Source organism: Lysobacter sp. CCNWLW3, assembly GCF_036697405.1.
Lineage (GTDB): Bacteria > Pseudomonadota > Gammaproteobacteria > Xanthomonadales > Xanthomonadaceae > Lysobacter.
Map to the genome: position 1 here is coordinate 426735 of NZ_JBAHWA010000001.1, position 18797 is coordinate 445531.

Here is an 18797-nt window from a genome sequence, read left to right on the forward strand (position 1 = left end):
CACAATATGCAGACGCGCACCGCCACCAAGGAATCCAGCAGCCAGGCCACCAAACCGTTCTTTGGCGGACTCACTTCGGCTGCGCCCGCGTTCTTCACGCCGATGGTCCAGGCGAAGTGCGCGGACTGCGACGCTGAAGACACGATTCAGCGCCAGATCGAGTCCGACGTCGAGGAGCCTGTGCAGGTGCAGCCGCGCCACGCGGACCTGGCCGGCGGAGCGGATGCGACGCGCAGCATTCAGGCCAAATGCGCCTGTTCCGACAACGTCAAACTGCAGCCCAAGCTTACATTAGGCACTCCCGGCGACCGGTTCGAACAGGAGGCGGACCGCAACGCGGACATGGTGATGCGCAGCGACTCGCCGGTCGGGAAGATCTCGGCGGCCGAGCCGGCCCAGCTGCAGCGCGACGGCGCCGAGACCTGCAAGTTCGAAGACGAGAAAGAGAAGGACGAGGAGGATGTCGAAAAGGAAGATTCCATCCCGGGCGAGGCAAAGTTCGAGGAGCAGCCCGACCAGAAACCGGCGGACAAGGTAAGCCCGAAACGCGCGAATCCCGACGGCACCATGCCTACGGATTTCGAATCGCGCATGGACGCCTCGCGCGGGAGCGGCGTGGCGCTGGGCGCGCAGACGCGCGAGTTCATGGAATCCCGCTTCGGCTACGACTTCTCCGGCGTCCGCATTCATACCGGGTCGCACGCCGAAACGATGAATCGCGACATTCGCAGCTACGCGTTCACCTCCGGCAGCGACATCTATTTCAATTCGGGCCAATACCGTCCGGACACGGATTCGGGCAAGCACCTGCTGGCGCACGAGCTCACGCACGTGGTGCAGCAGACCGGCCCGCGCGGCGGGGGAGGCATGGTGCAGGAACGCGCGCGACCGGACACGATCGCGCGCGCCACGGATCCACCAGAAAGGAAGTGGTACTACGGCCATAACGTGAGCGGAACCCAGGTACACGGCGAGCTCGAGAAAATCCTGCGCGGCGCCGATCCGCAGAAGGACCTGGTCACCGAGGCGGCGATTCCCGGCGCGAACCGCTATGAGAGCGCCTTGAACAAGATCGGCGTCGCGGATCTGTACAAGTCGTCGCCGTCGCACACCGTCACCGGAATCAAGGGCTACAACAAGGTCGCAAGCCTAGACGACGTGGTGTCGATGAACAGCCCGGAGGTCACCGACACGGCGCCGATAAAACAGATCAAGTCGAGCCCCTCCCTGGTGTTGCCGCCTGGCGTGACAAAGTCGAAGTCCAAAGGCGTCAAACGCATACTGACGGGCGATTTCCCCGAATCGGTGACGCTCGGAGAAATCAAGCCAGCGGACACGTCCAAGCTCGCCGACGGCTGGGACCAGTTGGGACACTACGAAAAAGGCTACAAGGCCTTCGTCGTACAGATCAACAAGATCACGGGCGGCGCCACGCGCTCCAGCATCACCGTGAACCGGTTGAAGCTGACGCTCCCGGACGGGCTCAACTTCGACAATTTCGAGACCGCCAATAAGACCCCGTTCGCGCCCGCCACGTTCAAGGACCGCCGCCTGTGGGTGGCCGAAGTCGGACATGGTTCCGGCATCTACCTGTACGACGACCTGGCAGCCAAGGGCCTGACGGGACAGCCGCTGGACTGGCACCAGAAGTACTGGCCGAAGCTGATGACGGTGCGCAGCGCCCTCAACAAGCCGCATACCGGCACCACCAAGATGGGACAGACCAAGGGCATTCCCCAGGCCGTTCCGCTGGTGCAGCGCAAGGAGCCGGACGATAGCGCCCAATGGGAAAAAGACCGCAAGGCCTTCGCCACGGAATTCCGCGGCGATATGAAAAGCAAGCATCAGAACTATCGCGACAAGCTGCGTTTCGAGCGAAAACTCGGAAAGTCGGGGAAGCCGCTCCCGGAGAACCAGAAGACCGAAGTGCGCGAGTACAAATCCATGATGTTCTGGAGTGGCTTCGGCGGAAAGGTGCTCGGCCGGGTGCGCTTCATGCTGGGCGGCGCCTGGGACAAGGCCGTCGAGATATTCGAGAAATTCAAGAAAAAAATGCACGGCGTGCGCCAGAAGGTACGCGACATCTCGGATTCCCAGGTCGCCGGCGTCAGCTGGGCGAAGCGCCTGATCCAGGTCGTGGTGGCCGCGTCGAAGATCGCGGTTTCGGCCTTCATCATGGAGAGCTTCAACTTCTTCGCCGAGTGCTTCCAGCAGGGCATGGACAAGGTCGTCAACAAGTTCAAGGAGGAGCTGATCAATACGGCTCTTGGACAGAAGCTCTGCCACGCTCGCAAGGACTACCTGGCGTTCAAGGACCGCCTGGACACCGAATGGGGCGACAGCATCAAGAAGCTCGAAGAGCTCTTCGTACTGGTGAAGGACACCCAGCGCTGGATCGACATCGCCACCACGGTCATCGATCTGATACGCGTGGGCGTGCAGGTGATCTCCTGCCTCACGCCGCCGGCACTGGGCTGCCTGTGGGGCTTGGTGGCGCAGATCGGCATCGGCGCCGCATTGGGCATCGTGGTCGGCACGCAATGGTTCAACGACAACATCGTCACGCCGCAGGTACGCAAGCTGGTCCGCGCGTATGCGGCGCCTTACTACCAGTCGCTTATAAATCGTGCCTTGGGTGAGAATCTCAAGGAGTATCACTGCGACGTATCCAAGCCCTTCGATGCCAACGACTTCGAGTACAAGGAAGTCGGAATCAAGGCCGGCACCAAGGAAATGGAAGACCACCGCGCCCAGTGGGAGAAGGAGAACGAGCCGCAGATGATGGCCGACCTGCAAAAGGCGTTCGTCAAGAAGGACGGCACACCCGTGACCAAGGAGAACCTGCAGGAGCTGATCAAGCAGGTTCAGGCGAAGAAACTGGATCTCGGCCAGATCAAGACGGTGCTCGACCGGTCGCGCGATCCGGCATCGAAGAAGATCGACCTAGATGCCGCAACCAGCCAGGCCGCGCAGGGCGCGACCGCCAGCAATGCGGCTGCCGGGCAGGCGAAGGCAAAAGAACGCACGATCGACTATCCAAAGGCCACTCGCAGCAACGCAGCATTGCAGAAGATGCATGGCTGGGACCCGATGGTCTTCTATAACTGGGATACGACGGCGGCCTACAAGAAGCCGGTAACGGCGGACTCCAACGAGTTCGCGAACGCCATCTACGACCTGCAGGAATCCATGAAGCTAAAGGCCGATGGAATTCTCGGCGACGAGACCCTGATCGCGTTCTACGACCGCAACAAGTATCGGCCGGACCAGGCGTACAAGGAGTCGACCGAGTCCTTGCGGAAGGCGCGCGAGGCCAAGGCCAAGGCAGAGCAGGAGCGCGCAGAGAAGAGCAAGACCGCACGCGACAAGGCCGCGGCCGACAAGGGGGCGGGGCCGGCCGGAACGTCCGGCTACAAGACCCTCGATGCCTCCGAGTGCAAACGCACGCCGGGTCAGGAACATTCGTATCCATCCGGCGTCGAGATCTACATCAGCATCCCGAAAGTGATGGATTTCGTCGAGAAAGTCGACGAGAACCTCTTCAAGCTCAAGTACTCGCCCACCCACGTCACCGTCGACATCTTCGTCGACAAGAAGCACGTGTACCGCGTCACCAATGTCGAGCTTTCTAAGGTAGGCCTATGGAAGCTGTTAACCGCCGGCCCCGTCGACCCTTGGTCGCTGCATATCAACATGAAAGACGGCATCGAACTGTCCACAACCAAGGGCCTGTTGTCGACGAGCAGCGACGAATGGGGATTGAACTGACGTGGAATCCATGAACGCCAATATACATCCGCTGACGTCGTTGCGCGGCTCGCTCGAGCTGGCATTCCATCAGTTCGAAAGGGTGCTCGAAGCCCGCCTGAGCGCCCACATGGGCGCGCAGGGCGAGCTTTCAGATCCCGTCGCGCATTCGCTTATCCGCGCCGACGATTCGAACTACGGCGATTTCGTACGCGAGCACGCACCGGATGCGCAATCCGAAATACTGCTGATGCTCGCGCTCGCGCCGCTGATCAAGCCCGACTTCTTCGATTCCATCATGCAACGCGTGCATCCCGGCACGGGCGACTATCCCCAGTTCGGCGGCATTCGCGGCAAGCAGCATCGCGGATTCATGCCGACCGGCGACACGGCGCTGTTCTTGCTCGCGGGCGACGACCTCGAGGCTCGCATGCACTGGCAGACGCTCCTAGGCGGCGATCATCCGCTGGTAAAGAAGAGAATCGTCTACCTGGAAGATCCAGTGGATGGCGATCCGCCGATGAGCGGCCGCTTGATGGTGGATGCCGACCAGGCCGAACGCCTCATCAGCGGAAAGGTTCGCTCACCTCGCATGAGCCTGCGCTTTCCCGCGCAGCGCATGGAAACGGCCATGGAGTGGGGCGACCTCGCGCTGCCGCCGCGCACGCTCTCGGAAATCGGCGAGCTGGAAACCTGGGTGCGCAAGGGCGATGTGCTGCTCGACGAATGGCAGATGCGCCGCAAGCTGCGCCCCGGCTGTCGCGCGCTGTTCCACGGCCCTCCGGGCACGGGCAAGACGGTGACCGCATCCTTGCTCGGAAAGAGCACGGGCCGGGAGGTATACCGCGTGGATCTCTCGATGGTTGTGTCCAAGTACATCGGCGAGACCGAGAAGAATCTGGCGGCGCTGTTCGACAAGGCGGAGCACAAGAACTGGATCCTGTTCTTCGACGAGGCGGACGCCTTGTTCGGCAAGCGCACCCAGGTGCGCGACGCGCACGACCGCTATGCCAACCAGGAAGTTTCGTTCCTGCTGCAGCGGATCGAGACCTTCGGAGGCTTGATCATCCTCGCGTCCAACCTGGCGGGCAACGTCGATGAAGCCTTCGCGCGCCGGTTCGAGCACCTCATCCACTTTCCGATGCCGCGCCCGAGCGAGCGCCTTCTCATCTGGAAGAAGGGCTTACCGCCCACGGCGACGCTGGAGTCGGGCGTCGATCTGGCTCAGATCGCCAATCGCTATGAGATGAGCGGCGGCGTGATCATGAACGTCATCCGCTACGTTTCGCTGCAGGCCATTTCCCGCGATGAACGCGTGTTGCGTGCGCAGGATTTCCTTGACGGCATTCGCCGCGAGAATACGAAAGAGAACAAGCTGGAATAGCCAGCAACGAACGGAGCGCATCGGGCGGCCAGATGCGCCGGTGGTAACGGCTCGCCGGAGGGCTCCGGGAGGAACCGCCGATCGAGGGCAGGGACCATTGCGCCCCGATTGACAGCCGATCAGGCTGGCATGGCGGCGAAGCGGCGCGTGGTCGTCGCCACCAGCCGGGCAGGGCCTTGCCTCGACGGCCCCACGGCCGCGAGGCCCGATCGGAATGATCCAGGCGATCGATATCGGGCTGATCCAAAACCTGGACCGAGGCGCCCAAAAGGCAAGCAGGATCGACTTGCCGGTGAGCGCCGGCGTCCAAGCACGCAGCCAAGCCGGTTGTTCGCATGGGGCCGACGGCGAACCGCGTGACCGCCGTTCAGGCACCAGGCAGGCACCAGGTCGGCCAGAGCGCGGCCCTTTAGATCCTGCAAACAAGCTGCCCACCAGCATTGATGCCGACGTGGAAGTCTCGGCCAAGACCATGCACAGCTGTGGCGGCTAATCGGCAGAGTGGAGGCAGCGAGACGGCTGGCCTGGCGCATCGGCGAGCGCTTCTGCCTCCTTCCTTCTTTTACATAATATGCATTATGCGAAGTATTAGATGGTTCACAACCTGGGTCCGCTGGGCGTTTAACCGGGCTCCCGCTCGCTGGATCGCGGCATGAAAGCTGAACTATGCGCCCGCTTGTTGGCTTGAGGGCCAGTCTTGTCCTAACGCATGCGCCGGTGATCTACGCCTTCGAACATGAAAGCCAAGAACAGGCTCGCGGTCTCGGACGCATGAGCGACAAGTTCAAGCTTCGCGGCCTCGTCCAGGCTATCCGCCCGCATGGTCGTTGCCACCGTGCGCGGCGATGAACATGGCGACGGCCGAACGGCAATAGGATTCGATTTCGTTGTCGTCCTCTGCTCTCGCCTCATCGAAGCGTCCGATAATCAGGAGATCGGATCCTTTGAAAAGCGCGGCAAACAAGCGCGCGGACTGGCGAGGATCGGGCACGTTCAGAACCGCCTTCGCGTGTAACCGACGCAAGAAGGCCTCGATTTCGGCGATGACATGGGCGGGACCGGCTTCGTAATGGAGCTTGCTTAACGACTTTTGATTCGTCTTGTCGGCCATGACCATGGCTTCGACACTGCGGACGTCCGGGCTCAGCAGCGTGCGAAGCAGGGATGATCCCACCGCCATGAGCTGATCTTCGGCCGAACCGTCGACGCCTTCAAAAAGGATCCGTGGTGCAAACTGACGGCACCGGGTCGCGATGGCCGCGCTGAACAGCGCCTCCTTGTTCTCGAAGTGCCGATAGATGCTGAGCTTGGATATCTTCGCCCGCTGGGCGACCTTCTCCAAGGTCGTCGCCTGAAAACCCAATTCCACGAAGAGATCACAGGCCGCGTCGACAATCGTTTGGCCAAGCGCCTCATTGGCAGGCCGGCCGCGCCGGCCCTGGCTGTTATTGGTCACGGAAATTACAGTCCTTGACAGTATCCTAATTCTTTAATTAGGATACCACGCGGTACCTTAAATGAAAAGCCCACAGACGGATTTCAACGCGCATCGCGGGACGGTGTTGCGCGCCAGCCCCCTTCTATCCACAACGCGGAGCCCATCCCATGGATGACGTCATCATCATCGGCGGCAGTTTTGCCGGTCTCGCCGCCGCCCTGCAACTCGGCCGTGCCCGCCGCAAGGTCACCGTTCTCGATACCGGCCTGCCGCGCAACCGCTTCGCCGGCCATTCGCATGGCCTGCTCGGCCACGATCACAAACCACCGCTGGACATCCTGGCCGAGGCGCGGCAGCAGCTGGCGCGCTATCCCACGATCAGGCTGGTCAATGCCCGGGCTGACAGCGTCTCCGGCGCCATCGACGATTTCTCCGTTCTCACTAGCGATGGTGAAAGTCTAGGGGCACGCCGCTTGATCCTGAGCTACGGCGTCGTCGACCAGCTGCCTGATGTCGCGGGCTTTGCCGAAAGCTGGGGCACGTCCATCGTGCCCTGCCCTTATTGCGACGGCTTTGAAGTCGCCGGCCAGCATTGGGGCCTCGTCTGGTCCGGCCCGCAGTCTCACAACTATGCCAGGCTGTACCACGATTGGACCGACACGCTGACGCTCTTCGCCGATGGTCACGACATTCCGCCCGATATCCGGGCCGACCTGGCGCGCCGCAACATACCTGTCGTCGAGGGCCGAATCACCGAGATAGCCCATCGCGGGGGCCATAACGCCACCGTCAAGCTCGATAACGGCCCCAGCATCGCGGTCGACATCCTGTTCGCGCACCCGCGCAACAAGCCGTCCGCAAGCCTGCATGAATCACTGGGCCTCGCCACGGTCGATACGCCCCTTGGCATCATCCTCAAGGTCGACGAGCGCCGCGAAACCAGCATGCCCGGCATCTACGCCGCCGGCGACCTCGCCAACCCCCTCCTGCCCTCGGTCACCCTCGCATCATCGAACGGCGCGATGGCGGGTATCTTCGCCCAGCAATCGATGTTGGCTTGAGAGTAGAGAGTCTTTCCTTCGGGTGCCGCGAACCGCCATATCGTGAAGTTTGCGGCCGGTGTCACCAGAGCCGTTTGCGTCCAACCGCTTTTAGAGAAGCCTGACCCACATGGACTTTGAACACGTCACCTTCGACCTGCCACAAGGGACCTTTCACGCGCTGCAGGGCGGTGATCCCGATGGTCAGCCGACGCTTGTCTTGCACGGGTTCCCGGACCATCCGCCGACCGCGAAGCCCTTCCTTGCCGAACTCGGTCGCCGTGGACGTCACGTCGTCGCCCCTTGGCTTCGCGGTTACGCCCCGTCCCCGACCGAGGGGGCGTTCGACATGGCTGCCCTCACCGGCGACGTGCTCGCGCTGATCGACCGCTGGTCCCCCGGGCGAACCGTAGAGTTGATTGGTCACGATTGGGGCGGCGCGATCACATACGATGTCTGCGCCACCGCGCCGGAGCGGATCGAACGCGCAGTCACGATGGCATTCCCTCACCCACTGACGTTTCTGAGCCAGCCGCGCCTCGCTCAGCTACGCCGCAGCTGGTACATGGGACTCTTCCAACTGCCGGGAAGCGGCTGGATCGTCAGCGCCCGAGATCTCGCCCTCATCGACCACCTATGGCGTCAGTGGTCGCCCGGCCTATCGCTCGATCCAGCTCTCCATGCAGAGCTACACGAGACCCTGCGGGCGAGCATGCCTGCGCCCTTGCGCTACTACCGGGGGCTGCTGCGACCCGGCATGCTTGGAGCGATGCGCCGCCTATCTCAACCGATCTCAACGCCCCTGCTGCAGCTCCACGGTTCCGACGATGGCTGCATCTTCCCCCAACTGGTCGACGACAGACATCGGTTCGCCGGGCCACACAAGCTGGAAGTCGTCCCTGACGTCGGTCACTTCCTGCACATCGAAGCCCCCGAAGCGATCGCGGAACGGATCGCGGTATGGGCCGAGTAGCGGATCGCCAACTCTGGCCGAAGGTAGGACCGCCCACAAGGTCGCGTTAAAGGCGCTTTCATGGCGCGGGGCCGGGCTTGACTGCCGACCACCGCTACGCTTCGGGCGCCTGCGCGCCCATGGCCGCAGGGGGCGACCCCGCACCCCGGTCGGCCTGCGCCCTACCCCCTTCCTTGTATAGGTTGTACACCGCGCCATAGCGCGCGATCGCGCGGCATTCGCCGGCCGGCAGCTCGTAGCGGGCACCCTGCTCGGTCAGACACGTGCAGCTGCGTTCCTGACGCGCCCCGTCCGCGTCAACGCCCTCGCCGGCCGCCATGCACAGCAGCCGCTGACTCGCGCCACTATCAACCCTGGATGCCCCCGTGTCGTTCGAGCCGAGCATCATCCAACGCCGGCAAGCAATTCCACATTCACGGACAAACTGTCGTGGTCATACATCGCCCAGGCCGGACAACCTGCGCAGGTTCGCACTGGCGACCAGTCCGGCATGCTGGTGGCGGCGGCATGTCGTGTGCAGCGAACACGCCCGCTGCATAGGCCACGCGTCTGCCCACGATCGTCAGCAATGACGTGGTGTCCGCAATGTCACCCTCGAGACAGGCAAAGCATTCGATACCGGAGGAGGACAACGGAAGGTTTGTTGCTTGGAACTCCCCTGCGGCAGAAAGGCGGGAGGGGGAAGGCGCCTAGCTGCCGCGGGGGAGTGGAACACTCAAGCGGCCGGGAAGTTCTTCGTCTCCGGACGCTTCACGCCAGCCGGTGATCCTATTGATCCGGCTTGCCTGGCAAGCTCAGATCACCCGAAGAGATCTTGTAGACGTCGACTACGCACAGCAGCGGCGCATGCACGCTGGCGTTGACGCGCAGACCGGCAGTGACCCCATCAAAGCGGCTGCCTTGTACGACGCCGATGTCCTCGAAAGGCACTTTCACTTCCACTGTTTCGGCATCGAGCGTGGGACTCCAGCCCGGGCTGTCCAGCAGCATGGGAAATCCCGGCCATGTCTTCGGAAGTCTCGGTTTGACGCCTTTGGGGATATCCACCACAGCCAGCGCATCGGGGCCGCAGGCATCGTTCGGCTTGAGCACGACCCAATGGCTGTGCCAAAGGTTCCCGTCGTTGTCGCGCTTGCCGTCACCGTTCTCGTCGTACAGCGGCGTGTCGTCGAAATCCGGGTGAGCGGTGACGGCCAGGGCAAGGATGCCGGCCGCCTTTTCGAATCCGACTTCGTACGGATCGATGGTGGTGGGCCAGACATAGGAAAAGACATCGCTACCGGCGAGCTTGCCCGTGGCTGCTGGGACACTTCTGCCAGCCTTGCCGGAAACGGCCATGTGAAAAGTGGCGACGTTTCCCTCCGTGGAAATCTTCGTATGGACGATATCGAAGTCAGTCGTCACGGCCTTGTTGGCAGCCGGTTTGATGCCGCCGGTGTGATTCTTGCCGTCATGCGCAAAGCTCATGCTGGCGACGACCACGAGCGGTAGGAGAACCAGGAATCCAGACAGCTTCATCGGATAACTCCATGGATTGAGGGCAGATGTCGAGACCATCCTCACTATTTCCGGACCCGGCCGCCTCCTACCTTTGGGTGATCCGGCGTCCGTACGAAAGAGCCAGAAGGTGCAGCGGCCGCGTCACGACGGACGCGCGCCCAATGCATAACCGAGGACGTGTACCGCGAAGCGAGTTCGCAGTGCACGGTCCAGGCGCGTCATCGGAAGCTGCTGCATGATCCTGTCGACCGCAAAGCGGGGCAGCACATGTCGCCGCCAACCGCATGTCGCGTTGATCCAGTTGGCTTGGCGGAACGTTTCGACAACGACGCCGCGCCTATAACGTGCGAATACGCTGTATCTATGCCGGATCATCGCCGTTATCTCGACGTCCCAGTGCATGCGATCCGTCTCTTGCAAGTATCCGGAGACCGAAGCATGCCCTTCCCCAACCGCATCTTCCGAACCTTGCCAGTAGGGAAGATCCTGGTAGACCGCGGCGATCACCAGCTTGTCGAGGTCGCTCGCATCACTGCCGCCAAGGGAGTGGTGCAAGTTGACAATCCGGTAGGTGCAGTTCCGATATGCATCGCAGTCGCTACCCAGCACGGCCGCGTGTCGTTCAAGCAAGCCATCCAGGCAGGGAACATTGACGAGCATCAGCATGCTCTCCGTGAGTCCAGTTGCGGGACCGTCCTGCATGGCCGAGCTCTTGCAGCCCGATGCGATGCGGGTGTCGCACACAGGATGGAGCGCTTCGGGCGCGGACATCTCCCCCAAAAGGGGGGGCGCGAGGTGCGCTTTACGGTTTTTGTTTGCCGTGCCTACAATGGCTTTTCCGGCACCGAAGTGCTGGCCCCGGGTCGGGGCTTAGCCCTCATTCCTGTCGACGATCGGGACCGTCGCTCATGCGATTCAGCGTGCCTTTGCTCGTGCTGCTCGCCACGCTGCCGGCGGTCCAAGCCATCGCGTCCGGAAATGTGCCCGTCCCGCTCGAGGACTACGAGCGAACGGTACTGAATCCCGAGCTCGGCGCGCCAGCTTCGGCCATCGAGATGGTCCAGTCACCGGGCGGTTTCCTGTGGTTCAGCACCACAGACGGGCTCTATCGTTCCGATGGCGTTTCGTTCGAGCGGCTCGACATACCTGGCCTGCGCAGCTCCGGCGGCTTCGCCACCTTCAACCTTACGCCTGATACAGAAGGCGGACTTTGGCTCTCCGGCAATGGCGGTGGCACGGTCCATGTGAAGGATGGGCGCATAACAGAGTACGGCGAACGCGAAGGCCTGCCGGCCAACAAGGCGGTGCGAAATGTGGTGCAGGCAGGCGACACTACGCTGGCCGGCACGCTCGCCGGGGTATTCGAGTTACGGGGCAACCGCTGGGTCCAGGTTCCACCGATGCCGGAACTGGCGGACAAGCCCATCGAGCGGGCCGCTACCGACAGCAAAGGACGCGTGTGGTTCGTCAGCGGAGGGGCCGCCTACTACGGAAAGTGGGGCGGAGCCTCCTACCGTCGGGTGCCCTTGCCCGTAAATTCAGACCTGACCCATGGGCTGTTGAACGGCCCGGACGGCAGCGTCTGGTACTGGCGGCACGGCGGCGAGCAGGACAACCTCTGCCGCCTGTTTCCAGAGTCCCGTTCTGCGTGCTGGCACGTCTCGGAAATCCATACCCCCGTGTTCGAACCTGACGGCACGCTGTGGGGGCTGCGCAAGGGCCGCGTGTTCCGCCTGACCGGAGCCACGGCGATGAGCGGAGCCGATCCGGAAGAAGTAAACAGGCGCGCCCAGTTCCTCGATCTAAAGGTCGCCACGCTCGCACGCTCGCGCGATGGCAGCCTTTGGGCGATGAGCTCGGAAAACGTCACGCGGTTGCGGGCACCGGCGATGCGCCCTGCCCGCACGCCGTCCGGTGGTCTAGCCGCAGGCACGAACGGCGACCTTTGGCTGATCAGCTACAGCCGCGGTCTGATGCGTATCGGCCCTGTGGGCGCGACTCCCGGACTCCACGTCGGCGAAGACGGAACCCTGTGGAGCCCGGCATCACTGAAGGATCGCGACCCATCGCCGTACCTGCCCTTCGATGGAGTGGTCGACCCTGCCGAAAGCGTCGTACTGGAGCGTTACCAGAGCGGCCTGTTCAGCGGCTTCCGTATCACGAGCGACGAAAGCAGTGGCGATGTTTACGTCAACCGCATGTCGCCAGCCGGTTTGGTGAGGCTGTCTGGTGGAAAGCCGGAGGACGTGCCGCTGCCTCCTCTGGAAGCCGGTGCTGCAGTGCGCGGCGTGCAGCGCGATCGGAGCGGCAAGCTCTGGATCAGCGTGAGTTCCAACCGGGTGCCGCTATACAGGCGCGAAGGAAACCAGTGGCACCCCGTCACCCTGCCGATTACCCCTGCGGTCGTGCCTGGCAGCCTGGCCATAGATCGCGACGACACGCTCTGGTTGGCCACCAGGCAGCACGGAATCCTGGCGATGCAAGGAGGGCGACTGCGCGAGTACGGCCCCCACCAAGGCATTCGTATCGGACAGGTCTACGGAGTCTTCCCCATCGGAGGACAGGTGTGGGCATCGGGCAGCGAAGGTCTGTTCCTGCGCACCGCGGATACCTTCTTTCCCTTGGTGGGTGTCGATGACGAAGTGTTCGCAGGCGTGACCGGGTTGGTGCAGATTGCCAACGGCGACGCCTGGTTCGCGGGCGAAGGCGGAATTTTCCGCATCGAAGCCAGGGAATGGCGCTCCGTGCTTGATGACCCACGTCACCGCGTCCGCTATCTGCGCCTGGGTCGCCTGGACGGCATTACTTCGCAGGCAGCCAAAGGGCCTTATCCATCGGCCGCCCAGACGACCGACGGAACCCTGTGGTTCGCGATGCAGGGCGGTCTGTACCCTGTGGACCCGCGTAGATACGCACGGCGCGCCCCCGCTCCCCGTGTGGTGCCAACGCGCATCGCCATAGACGAGACGCCATGGAACGCCGCCGGCGCACTCGAGCTTTCACCGGATGCGCGGCGCCTCTCCATTGGGTACCAAACACCTGGCGCCATTCGTGGCGAACGCACGCGCTTCCGCTACCGCCTGACGAGGGATGGCCAGCAGGGCGAGTGGCTGGACCAGGGCAATCGACGACAGTTGTTCCTCGACCGCATTCCGCACGGCCGATATGTCCTTGAACTGGCGGCGTCCGATCGCGAGGGCTATTGGTCTGGGCCGGTAAGCACGCTTGTCTTCCGCGTGCTGCCGGCCTTCTACCAGACATGGTGGTTTCGTGCATTGCTGGCCTTGGCCGTGCTGTGCCTGGCCGTACTGCTGTACAGGGTACGGACGCGACAGTTGGCCGCACGCATTCGCGGCGAAATGAATGCCCGTCTCCGCGAGCGCGAGCGCATCGCGCGCGACCTGCACGACACGCTGCTGCAAAGCATGCAAGGCCTCGTGCTGAGTTTTCAGGCCATTGCCACGAAACTGCCTGCACACGACCCCCTGCACGAACGGATGACGAAGGTGCTCGCGCGAACGCAGGCACTGATCCGTGAGGGGCGCGACCGCGTCCACTTGCTCCGCGATCCCGAGGCCGGCACTCTGGACTTGCCCGAATGCCTGCAGGTGCACGCGCGTGATCTGGCGGAAGAACACGGAATGCTCTGCGAAGTGGACGTGCCCCATCCTCCTAGGCCGTTGGCGCCCCTCGTCTATGATGAACTGCGCCAGATGGGACGCGAGGCGATCACCAACGCCTTCCTGCATTCCCGCGGAGAGCGCGTCGTCGTTGCCGTGACCTACACGGATTTCGGCGTGATGCTGAAGGTGCAGGACGACGGTATCGGCATGCCAGGCAATGGCGTAAAGACCGAGGGACACTGGGGCCTGCAGGGCATGCGCGAACGCGCGCAGGCGATAGGTGCGACGCTTTCAATCGGCAAAGCCGAGCCCCAAGGCACGGATTTGAAGGTATTCGTGCCTGCCGACAAAGCGTATCCATCAGCGAAGAAGCCATCGAGCCGGATGGCGGAGGTCATCTCATGAGCACGCTCGAAGCCCCCATTCGCATCCTGACCGTCGACGACCATCCGGTGCTGCGCGAGGGCATCGCCGCGATGCTGGAAGCGGACGGCCGTTTCCAGGTCGCCGGCTTCGCCGAATCGGCCGAGGCCGCGCTGGCGGCCTTTCCGCTCGTGCGTCCTGACATCACGCTGATGGACCTGCAAATGCCAGGCATGGGCGGACTGAAAGGAATCCACGCCTTACGCGGCATTTTTCCCTCGGCACGCGTGGTGGTGCTGACGACATACCGCGGCGACTCGAACGCCCGGGAAGCTCTGGCCGCCGGCGCCAGCGGCTACCTGCTAAAGACCGCACTCCTCGACGAACTCGTGCAATGCCTGCAGAAGGTGCACGCCGGAGGCCGTTACATCTGCGCGGAGCTGTGCTCGGACATTGCCACGCACCTGGGCGAGGAATCTCTCACTGCGCGCGAGCGCCGAATTCTTGAACTGCTTGCCGAAGGACTCGAGAACAAGCGCATCGCCGGCCGGTTATCGATTTCGGCGGAGACGGTCAAATCCCACTTGGGCAGCCTGTTCGAGAAGCTGGGCGCACACAATCGCTCTGAAGCCATCCGCATCGCCCGGCGCCGGGGCATGTTGAACCCGGACGGATAAGCCGCTTGCGGTTGCACCCGCTCCCCCGGATTGGGGAGGCCGCATTGCTCCACTTGGCCCATGACCGTCGCCCACCACGGCGGGAAGCTGTCCCTGCGGCCGTAGTGGGCCGCGGCTCCAGGGAACGCGTCAATGACCAAGCACCTCACCCATGCCAACGGCAGTCCGGTTGCGGATAACGTCAACACTCTCACCGCGGGTCCGGGTGGACCCGCCCTCCTGCAGGACATCTGGCTGCTCGAGAAACTCGCGCATTTCGACCGCGAGGTGATACCCGAGCGGCGCATGCACGCAAAAGGAGCTGGAGCCTACGGGACGTTTACCGTTACCCACGATATAACCCGTTATTCGAAGGCGAAGCTCTTTTCCCATGTCGGCAAGACGACTTCGGTCTTCGTCCGCTTCTCCACGGTCGCCGGTGAACGCGGCGCGGCCGATGCGGAGCGCGACATCCGCGGATTCGCGGTTAAGTTCTACACGGAAGAAGGCAATTGGGACATCGTCGGCAACAACACGCCCGTGTTCTTTTTCCGCGATCCGCTGCGCTTCCCCGACCTGAACCATGCGGTCAAGCGCGATCCGCGCACCGGGCTGCGCAGCGCCACCAGCAACTGGGACTTCTGGACCCTACTGCCGGAAGCGCTGCACCAGGTGACGATCGTCATGAGCGATCGTGGCATTCCGCGCAGCTATCGCCACATGCACGGGTTCGGCAGCCACACCTTCAGCATGGTCAACGCCGAAGGCAAGCGCGTCTGGGTGAAGTTTCATTTCCGCAGCGCACAGGGCACGCAGAATCTCGAGGATGCGGACGCCGCCGCGGTCATGGGCGCCGACCGCGAGAGCCATCACCGCGACCTGTTCGATGCGATCGAACGCGGCGAATACCCATCTTGGACGCTGTACATCCAGGTGATGACTGAGGACCAGGCGCGCCTGCATCGCCACAGTCCGTTCGACCTCACCAAGGTATGGCCGAAGGCGGAATTCCCCTTGATCGAAGTGGGCGTTCTGCAGCTTGACCGAAACCCGGAAAATTTCTTCGCCGAGGTCGAGCAGGCCGCGTTCTCGCCCGCCAATATCGTGCCAGGCGTCGGCTTCTCTCCCGATCGCATGTTGCAGGCACGCCTGTTCTCATACGGCGACGCCCAGCGCTATCGGCTTGGCGTGAACTTCGGCAGCATTCCGGTCAATGCGCCGAAATGCCCCTACCACAGCTACCACCGCGACGGCGCCATGCGTGCCGACGGCAATCTCGGCCGGACACCGGCTTACTTTCCGAACAGCGTGGGCGAGTGGCAGGAGCGTCCCGACTCGCGCGAACCGCCACTGCCGCTGGAAGGCGATGCCGACCACTGGGAGTACGGCAGCGAGGACCATTTCGAGCAGCCGGGCGCCCTCTTCCGCCTGATGACGCCCGCCGAACGGAAGCGTCTTTTCGACAATACGATTCGCTCCCTTGGCGATGCTCCACTCGCAGTAAGACAACGCCACGTGCACAACTGCTTGCGGGCGGACAGGGCCTATGGCGAAGGCATGGCTTGGGCATTGGGACTCGAGATTCCCCGCGCCGCTGAGCCCGCCTGACGGCACGACAGTGTCCCGAACGATGGAGAGCATCATGAACAACATCCACACCCCCCCGCTTGTCGGACAGGAACGGGTGACGGGCGCCAAAGGCGTTCAGATCTCCTTGCGATGGTGGTTACCCTCGACTCCACGTCGGGCAACACTCGCCATCGTTCCCGGCTTCAAATCGCACAGCGGGCACTATGCATGGGCGGCGGGGCAATTCGCAGCGGACGGCATCGCCACCTACGCGGTGGACTTGCGAGGCCGTGGCCGGTCGGACGGCGAGCGCTTCTATGTCGAGGATGTCGCCGACTACCTGAGCGACATCGCCACGCTCATTTCGATCGCTCGCGCCCAGGCCCCCGATGCCCCCGTGTTCCTGCTCGGCCATAGCGCCGGCGGAGTATTGGCCTCTGCCTACGCGCTGGACCATCAGGACGAGCTGAAAGGTCTTGTTTGCGAGAGTTTCGCTTTCCGAGTGCCCGCTCCGCGAATTGTTCTGACGATCACCCGATGGATCAGTCGGATCGCGCCACGACTGCGAGTTCTGAAGTTGCCCAATAAGGGCTTCTCGCGAGACCCAGAGATCGTCGAGGCTCTCGATCAGGACGTCCTCATCCGCAACGAGGTCCAGCCGGCGAAGACCGTTGCCGAGATGCTACGTGCCATTGAAAGACTGGAGTGCGGCTTTGACCGCTTCCGGCTGCCCATCCTCATCCTCCATGGTTCGGCTGACAAGGTGACGCTGAAGGCAGGCAGCGAAATGTTCTACGAGAAGGCCGGATCCGCAGACAAGACGCTCAAGATCTATCCCGATCATGTCCATGACCTGCTGAGCGACGTTGGCAAAAAGAGCGTGCTCCGCGACATGAAGAGCTGGATCGATCAGCGCCTTTAACTCGATACCCAGCAGGAACACACCATGAGTATGCCGTCATCCAAGAGCGCTTCCGCCGTTCCCAATCGCTACGTCGAAACCGGCGGAAGAACGATTTCATACCGCAGCATCGGTGGCGGCACAGCGATCATCCTGTGCAATCGCTTTCGCGGCACGATGGATTCCTGGGACCCCGCGTTCATCGATGCGCTCGTCAGCCACGGAATCCGCGTCATTACCTTCGACTACAGCGGGCTGGGGTCTTCCACCGGGACGCCCGACTACAACCCCGAGCATCTCGCCCGGGACGCAATCGACCTGGCGGACGCACTCGAACTCGACGCACCGGTGATTGCCGGTTGGTCCCTGGGTGGAATTGCAGCGCAGATCGCGCTGGCCATGGCGCCGAAGCGCTTCAGCCGCGCGGTGCTAATCGGCACCACCCCGCCAGGTGACTTGGTGAAAGGCGCGGAGCAGCTCTTCTACGATACCGCTTCGCGTGCCGAGTACGGGCTAGAGGATGAGATCGTTTTGTTCTTCGAGCCGCGCTCCGCGGAGAGCGTCGCCGCAGCCGGACGTTCGCACGCCCGACTCGCCGCGCGCACCCTGGACCGCAGCCCGCCGGTTCCCATCGACTTCGCGGTCGCATACCTGGGCAGCGAGCCCAAGAACCCGGCCTTCCCGGCACCAGCGGTTCTTGAGTTCCTGCGAACGACCTCGGTACCCATCCTCCATATCGGAGCGGACCACGACATCATATTTCCGGTAGAGAACTGGTATGCGCTCAACCAGAAACTCCCTACCCTACAGTTGATCACCTACCCAAGCTCCGGGCACGGTCCGCAAAGCCAGCACCCTGAATCGTGCGCTGCAAACATTGCGGCCTTCATCGGGCGCCCGCTGACATAGCGTCGTTCCAACTTAACGTCAGCGCGCCGACAGATGAGTTGGCGCACAGATGCGCGCATAAAGCAGCCCCATGGGGAAGACGCTCAATAACACATCCGATGACCGGCGAATGAAGTGATGAAAATTGTCACCCACTACCCGCTCGTAGATGAGCTTCTCTCGGCGTACTCGGGGGAAGTTTCGCACGACTTTACCGGCTACTCCAATCATGTCTATCGACTCCTCAACTTCTTCGCCGCGCTTACGCACTCGCGCGGACGTTTGCCGGACGCGGTTCTGATCGCCGCTGTATTTCACGACATCGGAATCTGGACGGCGAGCACCTTCGATTACCTGGAGCCGTCGATAGCCCAGGCCAAACGCCACATAGTCACGACGCGCGACGATGCGACCGCCCCAGAAGTCACGGCGCTGATTGCCAATCATCACAAGATCCGCACTTATGAAGGCGCCTTTGCCGATTCCGTTCAGCCGTTCAAGCAAGCCGACCTGATTGACGTGTCATTGGGCATGTTGCGACACGGTCTTCCGCGCTCGTACGTGAGCGAGGTGCGAAATGCATTTCCAAACGCAGGCTTTCACCGTCGCCTCCTCGGGCTGGCGTTAACTCAGTGCGTACACGAGCCGCTGCGACCGTTTCCCATGCTGCGCTGGTAACGATCATATTCATTCAATGGCATCATCAGGAGGTATG

At 62.7% G+C, this 18797-nt stretch carries 14 protein-coding genes; 11 read left to right on the plus strand and 3 right to left on the minus strand.

The genetic code is table 11. From position 1 onward, the window contains the following. The first annotated feature begins 6 nt into the window (after window positions 1–6). The 3 genes from V1318_RS01900 (at window position 7) to V1318_RS01910 (ending at window position 5624) form a co-directional block, all read left to right on the plus strand. Window positions 7–3768, plus strand: coding sequence for a DUF4157 domain-containing protein (locus tag V1318_RS01900; protein WP_332937236.1), 3762 nt, complete (start codon window positions 7–9; stop codon window positions 3766–3768). Window positions 3769–3778: 10 nt separating this feature from the next. Beyond that, complete coding sequence (locus tag V1318_RS01905) at window positions 3779–5131, plus strand: ATP-binding protein (protein WP_332937237.1); 1353 nt, start codon at window positions 3779–3781, stop codon at window positions 5129–5131. A gap of 214 nt (window positions 5132–5345) precedes the next feature. Next, window positions 5346–5624: a hypothetical protein gene (locus V1318_RS01910; protein WP_332937238.1), complete on the plus strand. Its 279-nt coding sequence runs from the start codon at window positions 5346–5348 to the stop codon at window positions 5622–5624. Window positions 5625–5939: 315 nt separating this feature from the next. Here V1318_RS01910 and V1318_RS01915 read toward each other — a convergent pair whose 3' ends face one another. Beyond that, window positions 5940–6587: a TetR/AcrR family transcriptional regulator gene (locus V1318_RS01915; protein ID WP_332937239.1), complete on the minus strand. Its 648-nt coding sequence runs from the start codon at window positions 6585–6587 to the stop codon at window positions 5940–5942. A 149-nt stretch (window positions 6588–6736) separates the two neighbouring features. Between V1318_RS01915 and V1318_RS01920 the strand changes: the two genes are divergently transcribed. Both V1318_RS01920 and V1318_RS01925 read left to right on the plus strand, forming a co-directional pair. Continuing rightward, on the plus strand, window positions 6737–7630 hold the full coding sequence (locus V1318_RS01920; RefSeq protein WP_332937240.1) for an NAD(P)/FAD-dependent oxidoreductase: 894 nt from the start codon (window positions 6737–6739) through the stop codon (window positions 7628–7630). A 109-nt stretch (window positions 7631–7739) separates the two neighbouring features. Then, window positions 7740–8582 (plus strand): alpha/beta hydrolase, encoded by an 843-nt coding sequence (locus V1318_RS01925; protein WP_332937241.1) that lies wholly within the window; start codon window positions 7740–7742, stop codon window positions 8580–8582. A gap of 768 nt (window positions 8583–9350) precedes the next feature. On the opposite strand, the gene V1318_RS01930 is transcribed toward V1318_RS01925, so the two are convergent. Continuing rightward, window positions 9351–10100 (minus strand): hypothetical protein, encoded by a 750-nt coding sequence (locus V1318_RS01930; RefSeq protein ID WP_332937242.1) that lies wholly within the window; start codon window positions 10098–10100, stop codon window positions 9351–9353. 123 nt (window positions 10101–10223) lie between these two features. Then, window positions 10224–10748 carry a hypothetical protein gene (locus V1318_RS01935; RefSeq protein WP_332937243.1) on the minus strand — a complete coding sequence of 175 codons (525 nt, stop codon included), beginning with the start codon at window positions 10746–10748 and terminating at the stop codon, window positions 10224–10226. A 242-nt stretch (window positions 10749–10990) separates the two neighbouring features. Here V1318_RS01935 and V1318_RS01940 point away from each other — a divergent pair, with 242 nt between their 5' ends. The 6 genes from V1318_RS01940 (at window position 10991) to V1318_RS01965 (ending at window position 18760) form a co-directional block, all read left to right on the plus strand. After that, window positions 10991–14110, plus strand: a complete 3120-nt coding sequence (locus tag V1318_RS01940; protein ID WP_332937244.1) for a histidine kinase — start codon at window positions 10991–10993, stop codon at window positions 14108–14110. Next, a complete protein-coding gene (locus V1318_RS01945) occupies window positions 14107–14745 on the plus strand; it encodes a response regulator transcription factor (protein WP_332937245.1) in 639 nt (212 codons plus the stop codon). The genes V1318_RS01940 and V1318_RS01945 overlap by 4 nt, the downstream gene beginning before the upstream one ends. Before the next feature lie 132 nt (window positions 14746–14877). Continuing rightward, on the plus strand, window positions 14878–16332 hold the full coding sequence (locus tag V1318_RS01950; protein WP_332937246.1) for a catalase: 1455 nt from the start codon (window positions 14878–14880) through the stop codon (window positions 16330–16332). Window positions 16333–16366: 34 nt separating this feature from the next. Beyond that, window positions 16367–17215 carry a lysophospholipase gene (locus tag V1318_RS01955; RefSeq protein WP_332937247.1) on the plus strand — a complete coding sequence of 283 codons (849 nt, stop codon included), beginning with the start codon at window positions 16367–16369 and terminating at the stop codon, window positions 17213–17215. A gap of 24 nt (window positions 17216–17239) precedes the next feature. After that, window positions 17240–18103, plus strand: a complete 864-nt coding sequence (locus V1318_RS01960) for an alpha/beta hydrolase (RefSeq protein WP_332937249.1) — start codon at window positions 17240–17242, stop codon at window positions 18101–18103. A gap of 117 nt (window positions 18104–18220) precedes the next feature. Further along, complete coding sequence (locus V1318_RS01965) at window positions 18221–18760, plus strand: hypothetical protein (RefSeq protein WP_332937251.1); 540 nt, start codon at window positions 18221–18223, stop codon at window positions 18758–18760. Window positions 18761–18797 lie beyond the last annotated feature (37 nt).